The sequence below is a fragment of the Pseudothioclava alba genome (genome assembly GCF_033100795.1).
Classification (GTDB): Bacteria; Pseudomonadota; Alphaproteobacteria; order Rhodobacterales; family Rhodobacteraceae; genus Pseudothioclava.
Genome location: NZ_JAWLVI010000002.1, coordinates 343673 through 358999, shown reverse-complemented (window position 1 = coordinate 358999; position 15327 = coordinate 343673). Strand labels below are relative to the sequence as shown.

Annotated in this window: 12 protein-coding genes; 6 read left to right on the top strand and 6 right to left on the bottom strand. The window is 61.8% G+C overall.

Annotation, left to right across the window (positions count from 1 at the left end; all coding sequences use genetic code 11):
- The first annotated feature begins 17 nt into the window (after nucleotides 1-17).
- Nucleotides 18-2963, top strand: a complete 2946-nt coding sequence (gene ileS / locus RYZ20_RS07665; protein WP_317672071.1) for an isoleucine--tRNA ligase — start codon at nucleotides 18-20, stop codon at nucleotides 2961-2963.
- A gap of 128 nt (nucleotides 2964-3091) precedes the next feature.
- Here ileS and RYZ20_RS07660 read toward each other — a convergent pair whose 3' ends face one another.
- The 5 genes from RYZ20_RS07660 to fsa form a co-directional block, all read right to left on the bottom strand.
- Nucleotides 3092-5257 carry a methyl-accepting chemotaxis protein gene (locus RYZ20_RS07660; RefSeq protein WP_317672207.1) on the bottom strand — a complete coding sequence of 722 codons (2166 nt, stop codon included), beginning with the start codon at nucleotides 5255-5257 and terminating at the stop codon, nucleotides 3092-3094.
- A gap of 82 nt (nucleotides 5258-5339) precedes the next feature.
- Nucleotides 5340-6038: a CDP-alcohol phosphatidyltransferase family protein gene (locus RYZ20_RS07655; protein ID WP_317672069.1), complete on the bottom strand. Its 699-nt coding sequence runs from the start codon at nucleotides 6036-6038 to the stop codon at nucleotides 5340-5342.
- Between the two features lie 39 nt (nucleotides 6039-6077).
- Nucleotides 6078-6998, bottom strand: a complete 921-nt coding sequence (locus RYZ20_RS07650) for a tyrosine recombinase XerC (protein ID WP_317672066.1) — start codon at nucleotides 6996-6998, stop codon at nucleotides 6078-6080.
- The gene (locus tag RYZ20_RS07645; protein WP_317672064.1) at nucleotides 6998-7702 is read right to left on the bottom strand and encodes a DUF484 family protein; all 705 of its coding nucleotides are present in this window, start codon (nucleotides 7700-7702) and stop codon (nucleotides 6998-7000) included. Before RYZ20_RS07645 ends, RYZ20_RS07650 begins: the two co-directional genes overlap by 1 nt.
- A 121-nt stretch (nucleotides 7703-7823) precedes the next feature.
- The gene (gene fsa, locus RYZ20_RS07640) at nucleotides 7824-8477 is read right to left on the bottom strand and encodes a fructose-6-phosphate aldolase (RefSeq protein ID WP_317672062.1); all 654 of its coding nucleotides are present in this window, start codon (nucleotides 8475-8477) and stop codon (nucleotides 7824-7826) included.
- Between the two features lie 102 nt (nucleotides 8478-8579).
- On the opposite strand from fsa, the gene RYZ20_RS07635 reads away from it, so the two are divergent.
- Complete coding sequence (locus RYZ20_RS07635) at nucleotides 8580-10769, top strand: primosomal protein N' (RefSeq protein WP_317672060.1); 2190 nt, start codon at nucleotides 8580-8582, stop codon at nucleotides 10767-10769.
- Here RYZ20_RS07635 and RYZ20_RS07630 read toward each other — a convergent pair.
- A complete protein-coding gene (locus tag RYZ20_RS07630; protein ID WP_317672058.1) occupies nucleotides 10766-11833 on the bottom strand; it encodes a YeeE/YedE family protein in 1068 nt (355 codons plus the stop codon). The two genes, RYZ20_RS07635 and RYZ20_RS07630, sit on opposite strands and share 4 nt — an antisense overlap.
- 113 nt (nucleotides 11834-11946) lie before the next feature.
- Here RYZ20_RS07630 and RYZ20_RS07625 point away from each other — a divergent pair, with 113 nt between their 5' ends.
- From RYZ20_RS07625 to RYZ20_RS07610, 4 genes are all read left to right on the top strand, one after another.
- Entirely contained in the window at nucleotides 11947-13167 is a 1221-nt protein-coding gene (locus RYZ20_RS07625; RefSeq protein WP_317672056.1) for an MFS transporter, read from the top strand.
- A 53-nt stretch (nucleotides 13168-13220) separates the two neighbouring features.
- A complete protein-coding gene (gene msrA / locus RYZ20_RS07620; RefSeq protein WP_317672054.1) occupies nucleotides 13221-13862 on the top strand; it encodes a peptide-methionine (S)-S-oxide reductase MsrA in 642 nt (213 codons plus the stop codon).
- A 47-nt stretch (nucleotides 13863-13909) separates the two neighbouring features.
- Nucleotides 13910-14782 (top strand): 50S ribosomal protein L11 methyltransferase, encoded by an 873-nt coding sequence (locus RYZ20_RS07615; protein WP_317672052.1) that lies wholly within the window; start codon nucleotides 13910-13912, stop codon nucleotides 14780-14782.
- A 97-nt stretch (nucleotides 14783-14879) separates the two neighbouring features.
- Nucleotides 14880-15227 (top strand): hypothetical protein, encoded by a 348-nt coding sequence (locus RYZ20_RS07610; RefSeq protein ID WP_317672050.1) that lies wholly within the window; start codon nucleotides 14880-14882, stop codon nucleotides 15225-15227.
- The last annotated feature ends 100 nt before the right edge of the window (nucleotides 15228-15327 follow it).

The window sequence follows — 15327 nt, the reverse complement described above, 5'->3', positions numbered from 1 at the left end:
CCAAGGATTTACCCACCATGTGTTCCGACACGCCCGAAACCCAATCCGACTATCGCGACACCGTCTTCCTGCCCGAAACCGATTTCCAGATGCGTGCGGGCCTTCCGCAGCGCGAGCCTGAATGGCTGGCCCGCTGGGAAAGCCTTGGCATCTATGACCGCCTGCGCGACAAGGCCAAGGATGGCTCGCGCAAGCCGTTTACGCTGCACGATGGCCCTCCCTATGCGAACGGGCATCTGCATATCGGCCACGCGCTGAACAAGACGATCAAGGACTTCATCGTCCGCGCGCACCAGATGATGGGCCATGACGCGCGCTATGTGCCGGGTTGGGATTGCCACGGCCTGCCGATCGAATGGAAGATCGAAGAGCAATACCGCGCCAAAGGGCTGGACAAGGACGAGGTGGACATCATCGCCTTCCGTCAGGAATGCCGCAAGTTCGCCGAGGGTTGGGTCGACATCCAGCGCGAAGAGTTCAAACGTCTGGGCGTGATCGGCAACTGGGCCGACCCCTACCTGACGATGAACTACCACGCCGAAGCGGTCATCGCCGAAGAGTTCATGAAGTTCCTGATGAACGGCTCGCTTTACCAAGGCTCCAAGCCCGTCATGTGGTCGCCGGTCGAAAAGACCGCGCTGGCCGAGGCCGAGGTCGAATACCACGACCACACCTCGCACACGATCTGGGTGCGGTTCGCCGTTGCCTCGGGCGCCCACTTCCCCGAGCTGGACGGCTGCATGAACACCGAACTGTTGCAGGCCTCGGTTGTGATCTGGACGACGACGCCGTGGACGATCCCGCAAAACCGCGCGGTCGCCTATGGGCCGGCGATGTCCTACGGGCTTTACCGTGTCGATACGCTGGCCGACAATTCCACCGCGACCGAGGGCGAATTGCTGGTTCTGGCCGATAGCCTTGCGCAATCGGTGATGACTGCCGCCAAGGTCGAAGCCTTCACCCGCGTCCGCGATGTGGCCACTTCGGAATTCGAGGGCATGATCCTGCGCCACCCCTATGCGGGCGTCGAGAACGGCAATGGCGAATGGGACTATGATGTGCCGATGCTGCCGGGCGACCATGTGACCGATGACGCGGGCACGGGCTTTGTCCACACGGCGCCGAGCCACGGCGACGACGACTATCAGCTTGGCCTGAAATTTGGCCTGCCGATGACCTATAACGTCGAGCCGGACGGGTCGTATCGCAAAGACCTGCCGATCTTTGGCGGCGAGGCGATCATCCTGCCCGACGGCAAGGAAGGCCCGGCCAATGTGTCGAACATCAAGCACCTCGCCTGGGCAGGCAAGCTGCTGGCGAAGGGCAAGGTCAAGCACTCCTACCCGCATTCGTGGCGCTCGAAAGCCCCGCTGATCTTCCGCAACACGCCGCAGTGGTTTGCCGCGATTGATCATAAGCTTGACGATGGCATGGGCGCGCATGGCGACACGATCCGTGCGCGCGCGCTCACCTCGATCAAGGAGCTGGTCAAGTTCACCCCGCAAACGGGTCAGAACCGCCTGTTCTCGATGATCGAGAACCGCCCTGACTGGGTTCTCTCGCGTCAACGCGCGTGGGGCGTGCCGCTGACCTGCTTCACCAAGAAAGGCGCCAAGCCGACGGACGCGGACTTCCTGTTGCGCAACGCCGAGGTGAACGCACGCATCGCCGCCGAGTTCGAAGCCAAAGGCGCAGACGTCTGGTATGAAGAGGGCTTCAAGGCCCGCGTTCTGGGCAACATCGTCACCGCTGACGACTACGATCAGGTCTTCGACGTGCTGGACGTGTGGTTTGACTCCGGGTCGACGCACGCTTTCGTGTTGCGCGACCGTGAAGACGGCACCGCCGACGGGATTGCGGACGTCTATCTGGAAGGCACCGACCAACACCGCGGCTGGTTCCATTCCTCGATGCTGCAAGCCTGCGCCACCAAGGGTCGCGCGCCCTATCGCAACGTGGTGACGCACGGGTTCACGCTGGACGAGAAGGGCATGAAGATGTCCAAATCGCTTGGCAACACCGTCGCGCCGCAAGAGGTGATCGACCAATACGGCGCCGACATCCTGCGCTTGTGGGTGGCGCAGTCAGATTACACCGTCGACCTGCGGATCGGCGCGAAGATCCTGAAAGGCACCGCCGACAGCTACCGCCGCCTGCGCAACACGCTGCGATTCATGCTGGGTGCGCTGAACGGCTTTGACGAGGCAGAGCGCCTTGACACCGCCGATATGCCCGAACTGGAGCAATGGGTGCTGCACCGTCTGGCGCAGCTGGATACGCAGGTGCGCGAGGGCTATGCGGCCTTCGACTTCCAGGGCGTGTTCCAGACCCTGTTCAACTTCTGCACCGTCGATCTGTCGGCCTTCTACTTCGACATCCGCAAGGACGCGCTCTATTGCGATCCGGCCTTGTCGGTCACGCGCCGCGCGACCCGCACGGTGCTGGATTTGCTGTTCCATCGCCTGACAACATGGCTTGCGCCGATCCTGTGCTTCACGATGGAAGACGTGTGGCTGTCGCGCTTCCCCGGCGCGGAGTCGTCGATCCATTTGCAGGACTTCCCGCAGACGCCTGCGGAATGGCTTAACCCCGATCTGGCAACGAAATGGGACGACATCCGCCGCGCACGTCGGGCCGTGACGGCTGCTCTTGAGGTGCAGCGGACCGAAAAGGTTATCGGCGCCTCTCTTGAGGCCTCCCCGGTGGTTCACGTCGAAGACGGCGATCTTCTGGCCCGCCTCAAGTCGGTGCCGTTCGAAGACATGTGCATCACCTCGGCGCTGCAATTGACCGCAGACCCCGCCCCGAACGAGGCGTTCCGCTTCCCCGAAGTTCCGGGCGTCGCCGTCGTGTTCGAGCGGGCTATCGGCGAGAAATGCGAGCGCTGCTGGAAGATCCTGCCCGATGTCGGCACGCACCAGCATCCGCACACCTGCAAGCGCTGTAACGACGCGCTAGGTTAAATAAAGGGCGCCTTCGGGCGCCCTTCGTTTTGCTGATCGCGCAATACGCATCTAGCTGCCCCCCCGTAAAACGCCGGTTTCGGCCCGATGCGGGGCAGCCGTATACCGACACACTTTTCGAGTTGCCTTCATCCGGCCCGCCGGAATTCCACGTCTTCCTCATGCGCCGTATTAAGGCTGCCAGCAGCCGATCCCGCGATTTTGAACCAGGTAAATTCCCGCTTGAGCGCTTCGACCTTGCCCAGAAGAGCCTTGCTGGCCGAGGTCGTTTCCAGAACCATGCTACTGTTCGACTGTGAGACGGAGTCGATGTTGCTAACCGCATCCCCGATCTCGTCCATGCCGATAGCCTGCTCTCGCGTCGATTGTGCAATATGGGTCACATCGGACGAGATATTCTGAATCGACTGGATCACCGCTTGCAGGGCAGAACTGGTGTCACTTACCAGACGCACACCGTTCTGGACCTGCTGGTCACTGTTGCTGATGAGGGAGGAAATGTCCAACGCCGCCTCGGAGGCTCGTTGCGCCAGCGCCCGAACTTCGGACGCAACCACTGCGAAACCCCGGCCAGCCTCGCCAGCCCGGGCAGCCTCGACCCCCGCATTCAGGGCCAGAAGATTCGTCTGGAATGCGATGTCATTGATAACATCGGTAATCGTGCCGATCTTTTGCGAGAAGTCCGCAATGCTTTCCATTGAATCCACCGCTTTGGACAGAATGGCATCACTATCTTTCGCAGTTTCATTTGCCTTCGCCAGAACAGTATCTACACGTGCAGTTGCTTCTGCCACAGACGCAACCGAGGTATTCAACTCGGTCAGCGCCGCCGAAGTCTGCTCTATAGTCGCAGCAGCGGTTTCTGTTCGGCGCGACAGTTCATTGATCGCGCCCGAAATTTCCATGGTTCCGGCACTCAGATCATCGAAGTTATGCTGCGCAGACCCCACGATCTCGACCAAGGTGCTGCGCGCCTTTTCGGCACTCGCCAGAACCTCGCCATAGCGGCCTGGATAGCTATCCCGGATCGCGACTGATAGCTCCCCCTGCGCGATATGGCCCATCGCCTCGGCAATTGATGCCAATGTTCTTTCCAGCGTATCGAGCGTATCATTCACGGCTTCTGCAATCTGGACTCCAAGCTCGAAATCGTGCGGGACATCTACCCGGGAGCCAAGATTCCCCGCCGTTGCCGCCTGAAGTGTCTGAGCCAAGTCATTTTGAAAGCGGTTCGCAGCCTCCATTTGCTGTAGCTCGCTTTGCATTCTTTCTTGCTGTTCTTTGGCGAGTTCCGCTGCTTTCGCGGCCGCCTCTTTTTGCAGTTCGGCAGCCTGACGGGCCCTTTCAGACTCATCTCGGACTTGCGCGGCCAGCACGACAGCCTCATCAGAACGCCCTTTGAAGGCACGGGTCTGGCGCGCCATTGCACCGAATTCATCTTCCAGTTCGCAGCCGGGAATTTCCGAGACGTCTTCGCCTTCGCCCATTTTGAGCATCGCATCGCTTAGCGACAAAAGCGGCTTCAGCACCCGCCGGGCCATCACGACAGCCGACGCAACCGCGTTACACAGAAGAACCGCTGCGGCAAAAAACACGATAGCCGTGCCAATACTCGCCTTGGTTGCAAGCGCATCAAGCTGGCTCGAGAAACGCCCCTCCATCGCGCGGAAAAACGCGTCGACCGGCTCCATAATATCGGCTTTGTAACTGTGGTAGGTGCTCGAATGCAAAAGCTCGATCGCCAGCGCAGGATCGGGCTCTCCCTTCACGGTATATTTGCCGTTCGCATCAGCAAAGGTGCCCTTAACCGCATTCATCGCGCGAACTTCAAGCGAGACCAGGCCGTCCGAATTGGCCTGCGCCTGCTCCAGGAAATCAAACTCGGCCTTAGAGAAACCAGCGTCACGCATCAAATCGAGCAAGGATTTGGTAACGCCGCTTGATGCCGGAACCGGACGGTCGGCGGCAGCAAAATCCCAGTAGATCCCGTTATAGCCCGACGGCCTTTCCTTCTCGCCGTTACGGATGGCCAGAATATCGTTATATTGCGCTTCGTATTTCGCCTCGCCCGTAACGACATAGGTCCGCGCCAGTCGGGTCAGATCATCACTGGACTGGCGCAATTCATCCGCCAGCAGATAAGAGGCATACCTGCTTTCCAGCACATCATCGCGCTGGTGGCTAATGTATTGGTCGTAAGCGATCGCCGCCACAGCAATAGCTGCGCAAGCCAGTGACGTAACCGCCAGGGCTTGTGTCAGTTTCCGTATAGAGATTTTAGCCATGTCAGTCACGCTCTCCAAGATTCGGGCTTGCGTGATGAACCATGAAGGGCATTCATTAAATTTGAGTTAGAGCGTTTACAACCCCGAACCCCTAGCGCGCCTCACCCCAAGGTGTCGCCTGCTGCACGATCCCGACAGCCAGCAAATAGACCGAGGTCACAACCAGCCCCCAATGCGCCCAGCTTTCGGGGTGAAAATCGACCCACGCGGCCCATCCGGCAAAAACCGTCCAGGCCAGCGCCATCGGCAGAGACAGCCAGCGCCAGCGCATCGTCCGCGTCGGATGGATGAATTTCAACGGCAGGAACATCGCGACCGAAAGCGCCAGAACCACCGCCAGAATAACCCAGTAACCCGGCTCCAGCGCGAACAGGACCAGCACCACCATGTTCCAGCACGCAGGAAATCCGGAGAAGGAATTATCCTTCGTTTTCATGCGCGTATCCGAGAAGTAGATCACGCTCGCATAGGTAATCGCGATAATCGCGAGCCATCCCGTCCAGCCGGGCAGCAGACCCGATTTGAACAGCGCATAGGCGGGGATGAAAACATAGGTCAGGTAATCGACGATCAGGTCCATCAGGACGCCGTCATAGATCGGGAAATTCGTTTTCACATCATAGCGCCGCGCAAGCGGGCCATCTACGCCATCCACGAACAGCGCGACCACCAGCCAGAGGAACATCAGGCTCCATTTTTCTTCGACCGCCGCCAGAAGGGCCAGCATCGACAGGACCGCTCCGGTTGCGGTGAGCAGGTGCACTGAGAGGGCTTTAACACGAATATCCATGCCCCCTGATGCCTCAAAGAGCGTAGCGGCGCAACCGGATCACGCGCGCGGATGGGCCGCTTGATAGACTTCCATCAGACGCGCGCTATCGACCGCCGTATAGATTTGCGTGGTCGACAGGCTGGCATGGCCCAGAAGCTCCTGAATGGCGCGCAGGTCGCCGCCAGCCGCCAGAAGATGCGTCGCGAACGAGTGACGCATTGCATGGGGCGTGGCCGAAGCGGGCAAGCCAAGCGCCATACGCGCGCGCTCCATCGCCTTGGCAATCAGGCGCGGGTTCAGCGGGCCGCCACGGGCACCCCGAAACAGGGCCGCGCCTTCTTCGAGCGTATAGGGACACAGGCGCACATACTCGGCCACCGCATCGCGCGCGGCGGGCAGAACGGGCACGATCCGCTCTTTGTCACCCTTGCCACGGATACGCAGCACTTCGGGCAGCGGATAGCTTGCGCCGGTCAGCCCCAAGGCTTCGGAAATCCGCAACCCGCAGCCATACAGCAGCGTCACGACGGCGCCATCACGCGCGGCGATCCACGGCTCCATCGCTTGCAAGTCGACCTGTTCGATCATCTTCTGCGCGGCATCTTCGGCCAGTGGGCGGGGCAGCTTGCGCTGGAACTTGGGCGCGCGCGCCGCAAGGACATGGCTCGGGTCGAACCTCTCGCGATCCGCCAGCCAGCGCATGAACCCCTTGACCGACGACAACGCCCGCGCCAGCGAGCGCGACGACAGCCCCCGCCCGCGCTCATGCGCCATCCACGAGCGCATATCGGATTGCGAGACCTGCGACAGCCGCGCCACCCCCAGCCCTTCGCCGTGGTGACTGTGCAAAAAACCCAGAAACCCTGAAACATCCGCCTGATAGGCCTTAAGCGTATGCGCCGACGCCCCATCCAGCGCCTTGAGGTGATCAAGCCATCTGGCAAGCGCATCCCCTGCCCCGGCCGACCAGCCGGTCATCAGCTAAGCCAGCGGCGCATCGTGCGTTCGAACACGCCTGCAAAGAAGGACAGAAGGTCGGTGCCCTGCGAGGGCTTGAACTGATGCGGGTCTTCCGCCCCCATGACCAGAAGCCCCGGCAGGCGTCCCTCGCCCAGATCGAGCCGCATCAACGCCTCGGAGCGGACCCAGCCCGCCGCCTCGCCATAAATCGCCTCGGATTGCGGCACGGTCTGGCGCAGCACGACGGGGCGCGGAGACCCGCTGCGACCCGCGCGCATATATTCGTTGATGAAGCCCGGCTCGGCCACGCACAGAACCTCGCCCAGATGACGCAGCGCAGGGTCGTGCTCGGAGTGCAAGCTTTCAAGCACCAGACGCACCTGATCGACGCGCAGGATCTCGGAAACCTCGGAGCCGAGGTTTTTCAGGAAATTCTCGAAATCAAACGGATCGAGCATCCGCAAAATCGCACGATGCACCTGATTGGTGCCCGCCAGATTCTCATAAGCCGCCGCAATGACCGACCGATGCGTATCCTCAAGACGGTCGAGCCGCGCCTCAAGTCGCTCCATCGCCACGCCGCGCAGGTCGATGATATTCGACCCCATCGCGCGTTCATTCGCAACGATCAAGGCCCGCATCAGATCGCGGTCTTCCAGAATAACGTCCGGGTCGGAAATGATCTTTTCGCGCAGTTGATCTGCGAGTGCTGTTTCGCTCATGCCTGTGTTCGCCTGTTCTTACGGCTTGGTTTTGGCCAACCTGCCATAATTTCGCGCGAAAAGCAGCCCTGATTTGCACCGTAACGAAAAAGGCCCGCCAGTGTGGCGGGCCTGTCTCGGATCAGACGATCTTTTGGCCGGTCTTGGCCCAGTCCTTCAGGAACTGGTCGAGACCCTTGTCGGTCAGCACATGGTTCGCCATCGCCTTGATAACGGCGGGCGGCGCGGTGATCACGTCGGCGCCAATACGGGCCGCATCGGTGATGTGGTTCACGTTGCGGATCGAGGCGGCAAGGATTTCCGTCTCGAAGGCGTAGTTGTCATAGATGGTGCGGATGTCCTCGATCAGCTGCATACCATCAAGGTTGATGTCGTCCAGACGGCCGATGAAGGGCGAGATGAAGCTCGCGCCAGCTTTGGCCGCAAGGATCGCCTGAGCGGCCGAGAAACACAGAGTGACGTTGACCATGTGGCCTTCGGATGCGAAAGCCTTACATGCGGTCAGGCCATCCCAGGTCAGCGGAACCTTGATCGCGATATTGGAGGCGATCTTGGCCAGCTTCAGACCTTCTGCGATCATTTCCTTGGCGTCGGTCGCCACGACCTCGGCCGAGACCGGGCCTTCGACCATGTCGCAGATCTCTTTGGTCACTTCGATGATGTCGCGGCCCGATTTCAGGATCAGCGACGGGTTGGTGGTCACGCCATCGACCATGCCAAGATCGTTCAGTTCCTTGATCGCGGCAACATCGGCGGTATCGACGAAGAATTTCATGGGAGGTCTCCAAGCCAGATTTCGCGCGGGTGATAGCGCAAAAGGCGGGCGCGGGAAAGAGCGCAGGTTACACAATTGCCCAGAGCCGGAAACGGGGGCCGCATGAGCGCGCAAAGCTGGTTTGACGAAGGCGCCCGCCTCTCGGTTCTGACCGCCGAGCCAATCGGGCGGCCTTTGGACTATCTGGCGCCCGAAGGCGGGTGTTTTCTGGGCGCCTTTGTCGAGGTGCCCTTGGGGCCGCGCAAGGTGATGGGCGTCGTCTGGGGCGCGGGCGATGGCCGGTTCGAGGCCGCGCGCCTGCGGTCTGTCTATCGCGTCCTTGATGTGCCGCCGATGAGCGAGGAACTGCGCGCTTTTCTGATCCGCATGGGCGAGTATACGATGACGTCGCTACCCGCGATGCTGCGTTTGGCAACCCGCACGCCGGGGCTGTTCGATGCACCGGGTGCGCGCAAGGTGTTCCGCCTTGGCGAGACGCTGCCTGACCGCATGACCGATGCGCGCGAACGCGTGCTGGAGGTGCTGCGCGATCATGGCGGCGCGGGGTTCTACCTTGGCGAACTGGCGCAGGCGGCGGGCGTGACCACTCAGGTCGTCAAAGGGCTGGCAAAAGCGGGCGCGCTGATCGAGGCCGAAGTGCCGCGCGACGCCCCCTATCCCCGCCTTGATCCGCTCCGCGCAGGCAAAGCGCTCTCTGACGATCAGGCGCAGGCGGCGGCGGCGCTCCGCGAAAGCGGCGGGCGGTTTGGCACCGTGCTTCTGAAAGGCGTCACCGGCTCAGGCAAAACCGAGGTTTACCTTGAGGCCGTTGCCGAATGCCTGAAACGCGGCCGACAGGCGCTGGTTCTTTTGCCCGAGATCGCGCTGACCAGCGAGTTTCTGGCCCGCGTCGAAGAGCGTTTTGGCGCGCGGCCCGGCGAATGGCACTCGGGCGCGACCCAGTCCGAACGCCGCAGGCTGTGGAAAATGGCCGCCCTTGGCGAGGTGCAGCTTGTCGTCGGCGCGCGCTCGGCGCTGTTCCTGCCATTTCGCGACCTTGGGCTGATCGTCGTCGATGAGGAACACGACACCTCCTATAAACAAGAGGAAGGCGCGCTTTATTCCGCCCGCGACATGGCTGTTCTGCGTGCCTCTTATGCCGATGCGCAGGTCGTGCTGGCATCGGCAACCCCGTCACTTGAAAGCTGGGTGAACGCGGAAACGGGCAAGTATAAGCGCGTCGATCTGGCCGCGCGGTTCGGCGCCTCGCAATTGCCCGACATGCGCGCTATCGACATGCGCGACGAGCGGATCGAAAACGTCCACTGGATCTCCCCCTCGCTTGTCGGCGCGGTGCTGGACCGGATCAGCAAGGGCGAACAGGCGATGCTGTTCCTCAATCGCCGCGGCTATGCCCCCGTCACGATCTGCCGCGCCTGCGGGCATCAGATCGGCTGCGATCATTGCGATGCGCGGATGGTGGAACACAGATTCCTCAAACGCCTCGTCTGCCACCAGTGCGGCGAAACGAAACCCATTCCCACCGCCTGCCCAAGCTGCAATGTCGAGGGCCGCCTTGCCCCCGTCGGGCCGGGCGTCGAACGCCTTGCCGAAGAGGTGGCCGAACGCTTCCCCGATGCCCGCGTGGCGGTGTTGTCCTCGGATCTGTTCACCACGGCGCGTGCGCTCAAAGACGCGATCGAGACTATCGCGCAGGGCGGCGCGGACATCATCATCGGCACCCAGATTGTCGCAAAGGGGCACAACTTCCCCAAGTTGACCCTTGTCGGCGTGATCGACGCGGATCTCGGGCTGCAAGGCTCGGACCTGCGCGCGGCGGAACGCACCTTTCAACTGATGCGTCAAGTCGCGGGCCGCGCGGGCCGCGCCGAGAAACCGGGCGTCGCGCTGTTGCAGACCTATCAGCCCGAGCATCCCGTAATCCGCGCGATTCTGGGCGGCGACGAAGAGGCCTTCTGGCGCGCCGAGGCCGCGCAACGCGAAGCGCAGGGCGTGCCTCCCTACGGCCGGATGGCGGGGATCATCCTGTCCGGCCCCGAGGTGCAACCGCTCTTTGAAATCGGCAACGATCTGGCCCGCCGCACTGGCCCCTTGCAGCAGATCGGCGCGCAGGTTTTCGGCCCCGCCCCTGCGCCAATTGCGCGGGTTCGCGGGCGCCACCGCGTGCGGCTACTGGTCAAGGCGGACAAATCCGCGCCGCTACAACGCGCGCTGAAAGCATGGGTCCGGCAGGTCAAACTGCCCAATCAGGTGCGCCTTCAGATCGACATCGACCCGCAGAGCTTCCTTTAGCAGGCGGCCTCGGGTGACAGGCTACGCTGATCGAGCAGGAAATCGGTCAGCACCGCGCCCACCCACATGCAAAACAGCGCCAGCCACGCGGTTGCCGCAAAGACCGAGCCGCCCGTCACACCGTTGCCGATAGCACAGCCCCCCGCCAGCATGGCACCAAACCCCATCAGCACCGCCCCGATCATCGAGCGGCGCATCACCGGCACGCTGTCGAACCCCTGCCACGCAAATTCACGCGCAAACAGCGACGACAGGAACGCCCCCACTACGACGCCCGGCACCAACCCCACGTCGAACTCCAGCACCGCGTTGCGGTCGAGGAAGAACATCAGCGTATTCGCGGACGGCCCCGAGAAGGTCGCCGAAGTCACCGGCACCGGATCAAATGCCACCTGCGCCAATGACCACGTCAGCACCCAACCGACCGCCACCGCAAACCCCACCCCCGAGGCGAAGATCAGGATCTTCGGCCCGATCCGGTTTTTCAGCGACAGATATAACGCAAGCGCCGCCACCGCGACGCCCAACGCCAGCCCCGACCAGTCCGGCAGGCGCAACGCGGTCAAAAGCGACACGTTCTCGCCGCCCGGCGTGACCCAAAGCCCCGCCAACTGGTCACGGTATGGCGCCAGAATACCCTTGAGGCTCATCTGCGCGGTCACGGCGAAAATCAGCCCCGATACGACCGACCGCAGGTTGCCTGTCGAGGCCAGCACCAACAGCCGCCCCGAGCACCCCCGCGCCATCACCATGCCCGCGCCGAATATCAGCCCGCCGATAATCGCCCCCGACCACGAACCGGGCACCGACATGATCCGGCTGTCGATCCCGCGAAACAGGCCAAGCAACTGCGCGCCCTGCACCCAGACCACGGCCGTCGAAAAGGTCAAAAGCCAGACCGCGACCTTGCCGCCAAGCTTACCCCGCGCAAATTCGACCGTTGCGGCGCGAAGGCAGAAATTCGACCGCTGCGCCGCGATGCCAAAGATGATGCCGGTCACCAGCCCGAACAGGGCAGCCGTCGGCCCCTCGCCAATGGCCTCGACAATCCCGACAATATCCATGACACCTCTCCCTGCGCCGCATACCAGCCCAGTATATGCCGTTTTCGGAATATGTCGCCCTTGATTTGCATCAGCCGCTTGCATGGCCCGAACGCAAGGCGTATCCGCGAAACATGAACCTGACGCGCACCATTTCGCTTGACGAAGCCCACGCCCTGCCGCGCTGGCAGCAACCGGACGTTTTGCTCTATGTGATGGCGGCGGCGATGCCGATCGCCTTTGCCACATGGTCGGCGCTGCTAAACAACTTCGTCATCGAGATCGCGGGCTTCACCGGCCGCGAGATCGGCTGGCTGCACAGCCTGCGCGAAGTGCCGGGGTTTCTGGCAATCGGCGTGATCGTCGTGCTGTGGCTCTTGCGCGAACAATGGCTGGCACTTTTGGCGCTGATGCTTCTGGGGGCATCGACCGCGGTCACGGCGCTTTTCCCCGGCTTTGGCGGCATCCTTGTGGTGACGATGCTCTCCTCAATCGGGTTCCACTATTTCGAAACGGTCAACCAGTCGCTGCAACTGCAATGGATTGACCGCGAGCGCGCCCCCGAGACCTTGGGGCGCGTTGTTGCCGTGGGCTCTGCTGCATCACTTCTGGCCTATGGTGCACTGGTCGTAACGTGGAAGGCTTTCGATCTGAGCTACGGCTTTGTCTACGCAGTTTCGGGCGGGGCGACCTTTGTCATCGCCGTTCTGGCCGCGCTGCTTTACCCGCAGTTTCAGGCCCGCGAGCCGCAGTTGAAGACCTTTGTCCTGCGGCGGCGCTACTGGCTGTATTACGCGCTGCAAATGGTAGCCGGTGCCCGTCGGCAAATCTTTGTGGTGTTCGCGGCCTTTATGATGGTCGAGAAATTCGGCTTTCAGGTCCACGAGGTCACGGGGCTGTTCCTGATCAACTTCCTCGCCAATATGGCGCTGGCCCCAAAGATGGGAAAACTCGTCGGGCGCTTTGGCGAGCGCCGCGCGCTGATCTTCGAATATGCCGGGCTGGTGGTGATTTTCGTGCTTTATGGCGGGCTTTACTGGTTCGACTGGCCGGTCTGGCTGGCGGCGGCGCTGTATGTGGTCGATCACATCTTTTTCGCGCTGGCCTTTGCGATGCGGACCTATTTCCAGAAGATCGCCGATCCGCAGGACATCGCGCCCACCGCAGCGGTAGCGTTCACCATCAACCATATCGCCGCCGTTTTCCTGCCCGCGCTTCTGGGCTACCTTTGGGTGCAGTCGCCGCCTCTGGTTTTTGCCTTGGCGGCGGGGTTAGCGCTCTGTTCGATGGGGCTGGCCTTTCTGATCCCGCGCCACCCGTCGAAAGGGCACGAGACCGTGCTCTCCTCGCGATAGCCTCTGGAATTCGGCGCGCAGGCTTCTAGATTTGTCTCCAAAGGAGAGCCCCAATGACCGCCAGACCGACCCAGCTTCCCAACGCCGCCGAAGCCCTTGCAGGCCGCGCCGAACCGATGCCCCTGACCGAGCCGCATTTCCTGTGGCACCGCAATCTGCGTGGCCCCGTTCCCGAAGGCATGGAAGAGGCGATTTTCGGTATGGGCTGCTTCTGGGGCGTGGAGCGGATTTTCTGGCAACTGGACGGCGTCTGGCTGACGATGGTCGGCTATGCGGGCGGCCTTACCCCCAACCCGACCTATAAAGAGGTCTGCACCGGCATGACCGGCCATAACGAGGTTGTCCGCGTGGTCTTTGATCCCGCGAAAATCAGCTACGACACGCTCTTGCGCACATTCTGGGAAAACCACGACCCGACGCAGGGGATGCGCCAAGGCAACGATCAGGGCACGCAGTATCGCTCGGGCATCTACACCACGACCGAGGCGCAAAAGACCGCCGCCAAGGAAAGCCGCGCGCGCTACGCCGAACGTCTGGCGGCAGCGGGCTATGGCGCGGTTACGACCGAGGTTCTGGATGCCCCCGTTTTCTACTTTGCCGAGGACTACCACCAGCAATACCTCGCCAAGAATCCAGAGGGCTATTGCGGCATCGGCGGCACCGGTGTCAGCTGCCCGATCGGCCTGAAAGCTTGACCTGAGGGGCGGAACGGGCGAAAGCGACGGTAACGAAAGGAACCGCCATGCCCACCACCTTCACCGCCTTCACCACCCTGCCCGACCGCGATCAGGCCGAGGCGCTGGCAGAGCGCCTCGAAGACCTTGATCCGCCCGCCTATGGCGTCGGCGTTTTCGAGATCGAGGACGGTTCCGAACGGTGGGAGGTTGGCTCCTATTTCACCGAAAAGCCCGATGGCATCGTGCTTGACCTGCTGGCGGCGGTTCACGGTGCGCAGCCCTTTGCGGTGTCGGAACTTCCCGAGACCGATTGGGTCGCCCATGTCCGGCGTGAGCTTGCCCCCGTCGAAGCGGGCCGCTTCTTCGTCTACGGCAGCCACGATGCCGACAAGGTGCCAGAGGGCGCGATTGCCCTGAAGATCGACGCAGCGATGGCCTTTGGCACGGGGCATCACGGCACGACGCTTGGCTGCCTGAAAGCGCTGGACGATCTGGAAAAGGGCGGGCTGCGGGCAACCAACGTAGCAGACATCGGCTGCGGCACCGCCGTTCTGGCGATGGCGGCGGCAAAGCTCTGGCCCGAATCCGTGATGGCCTCCGACATCGACCCGATCGCGGTCGAGACCGCCCGCGCGAACACCGAACAGAACGGCCTGAAGGATCGTGTTATCTGCATCGAGGCTGCGGGCTTTGAACACCCGCATCTGAAAGCGGTCGCCCCCTACGACCTGATTTTCGCGAATATCCTGAAAGGGCCGCTGATGACGCTTGCCCCGGATATGGCGCAAAATTGCACCGAATCAGGCCACATCATTCTGTCGGGAATCCTGCATGAACAGGCCGATGATGTGATCGAAAGATACACGGCTTCCGGCTTTTGTCTTCTGTCTCGCAACGAACACGGCGACTGGACGACATTGGTGATGCACAAGGAATAATCCGCCCGAATTAAGCCTAAATAACCCGAGCAAAAGATCAGCAACGGCTATACTATAGGATATACGCCAGAAGTGAGCCAAACAGGTGGACACTGAGATGACTGATCGCAACCTTCGGGAATTTGAAACCCGCCTTCACCGGATCGAACAGATCCATCAGGCGGGGGGTGCCTTCGAGGCATCGGGCACCCTCGGGCGCGCCTATTTCGACTCGGTGCGCGCAAAACAGCGCCGGAGCTTTCCTCTGCGCGCCTCAGCGATGATCCTGTGCGGCGCGTTGCTGTTGAAAGCAGGTGTGCTCGCCCAGATTGGCACCGAAGCTTACGAGGACAAGGTTGCAACTTTGGCCGAGGGTGGCTCGGTTCAGATGGCTGCCGCATGGGTTCTGAAAACAGACCCGATCACCCGTGACATCGCCGGTGCGATCCGCCGAATGATTTTTTGAGTGACTTTGTAACAGGTTAAACCGGGCCGTGGCGGATCGCTGCGGCCCGTTTCAATTTTGCGCCCCCTTTACCCCTAGGCAATGTTCACCTTTCGTGCTA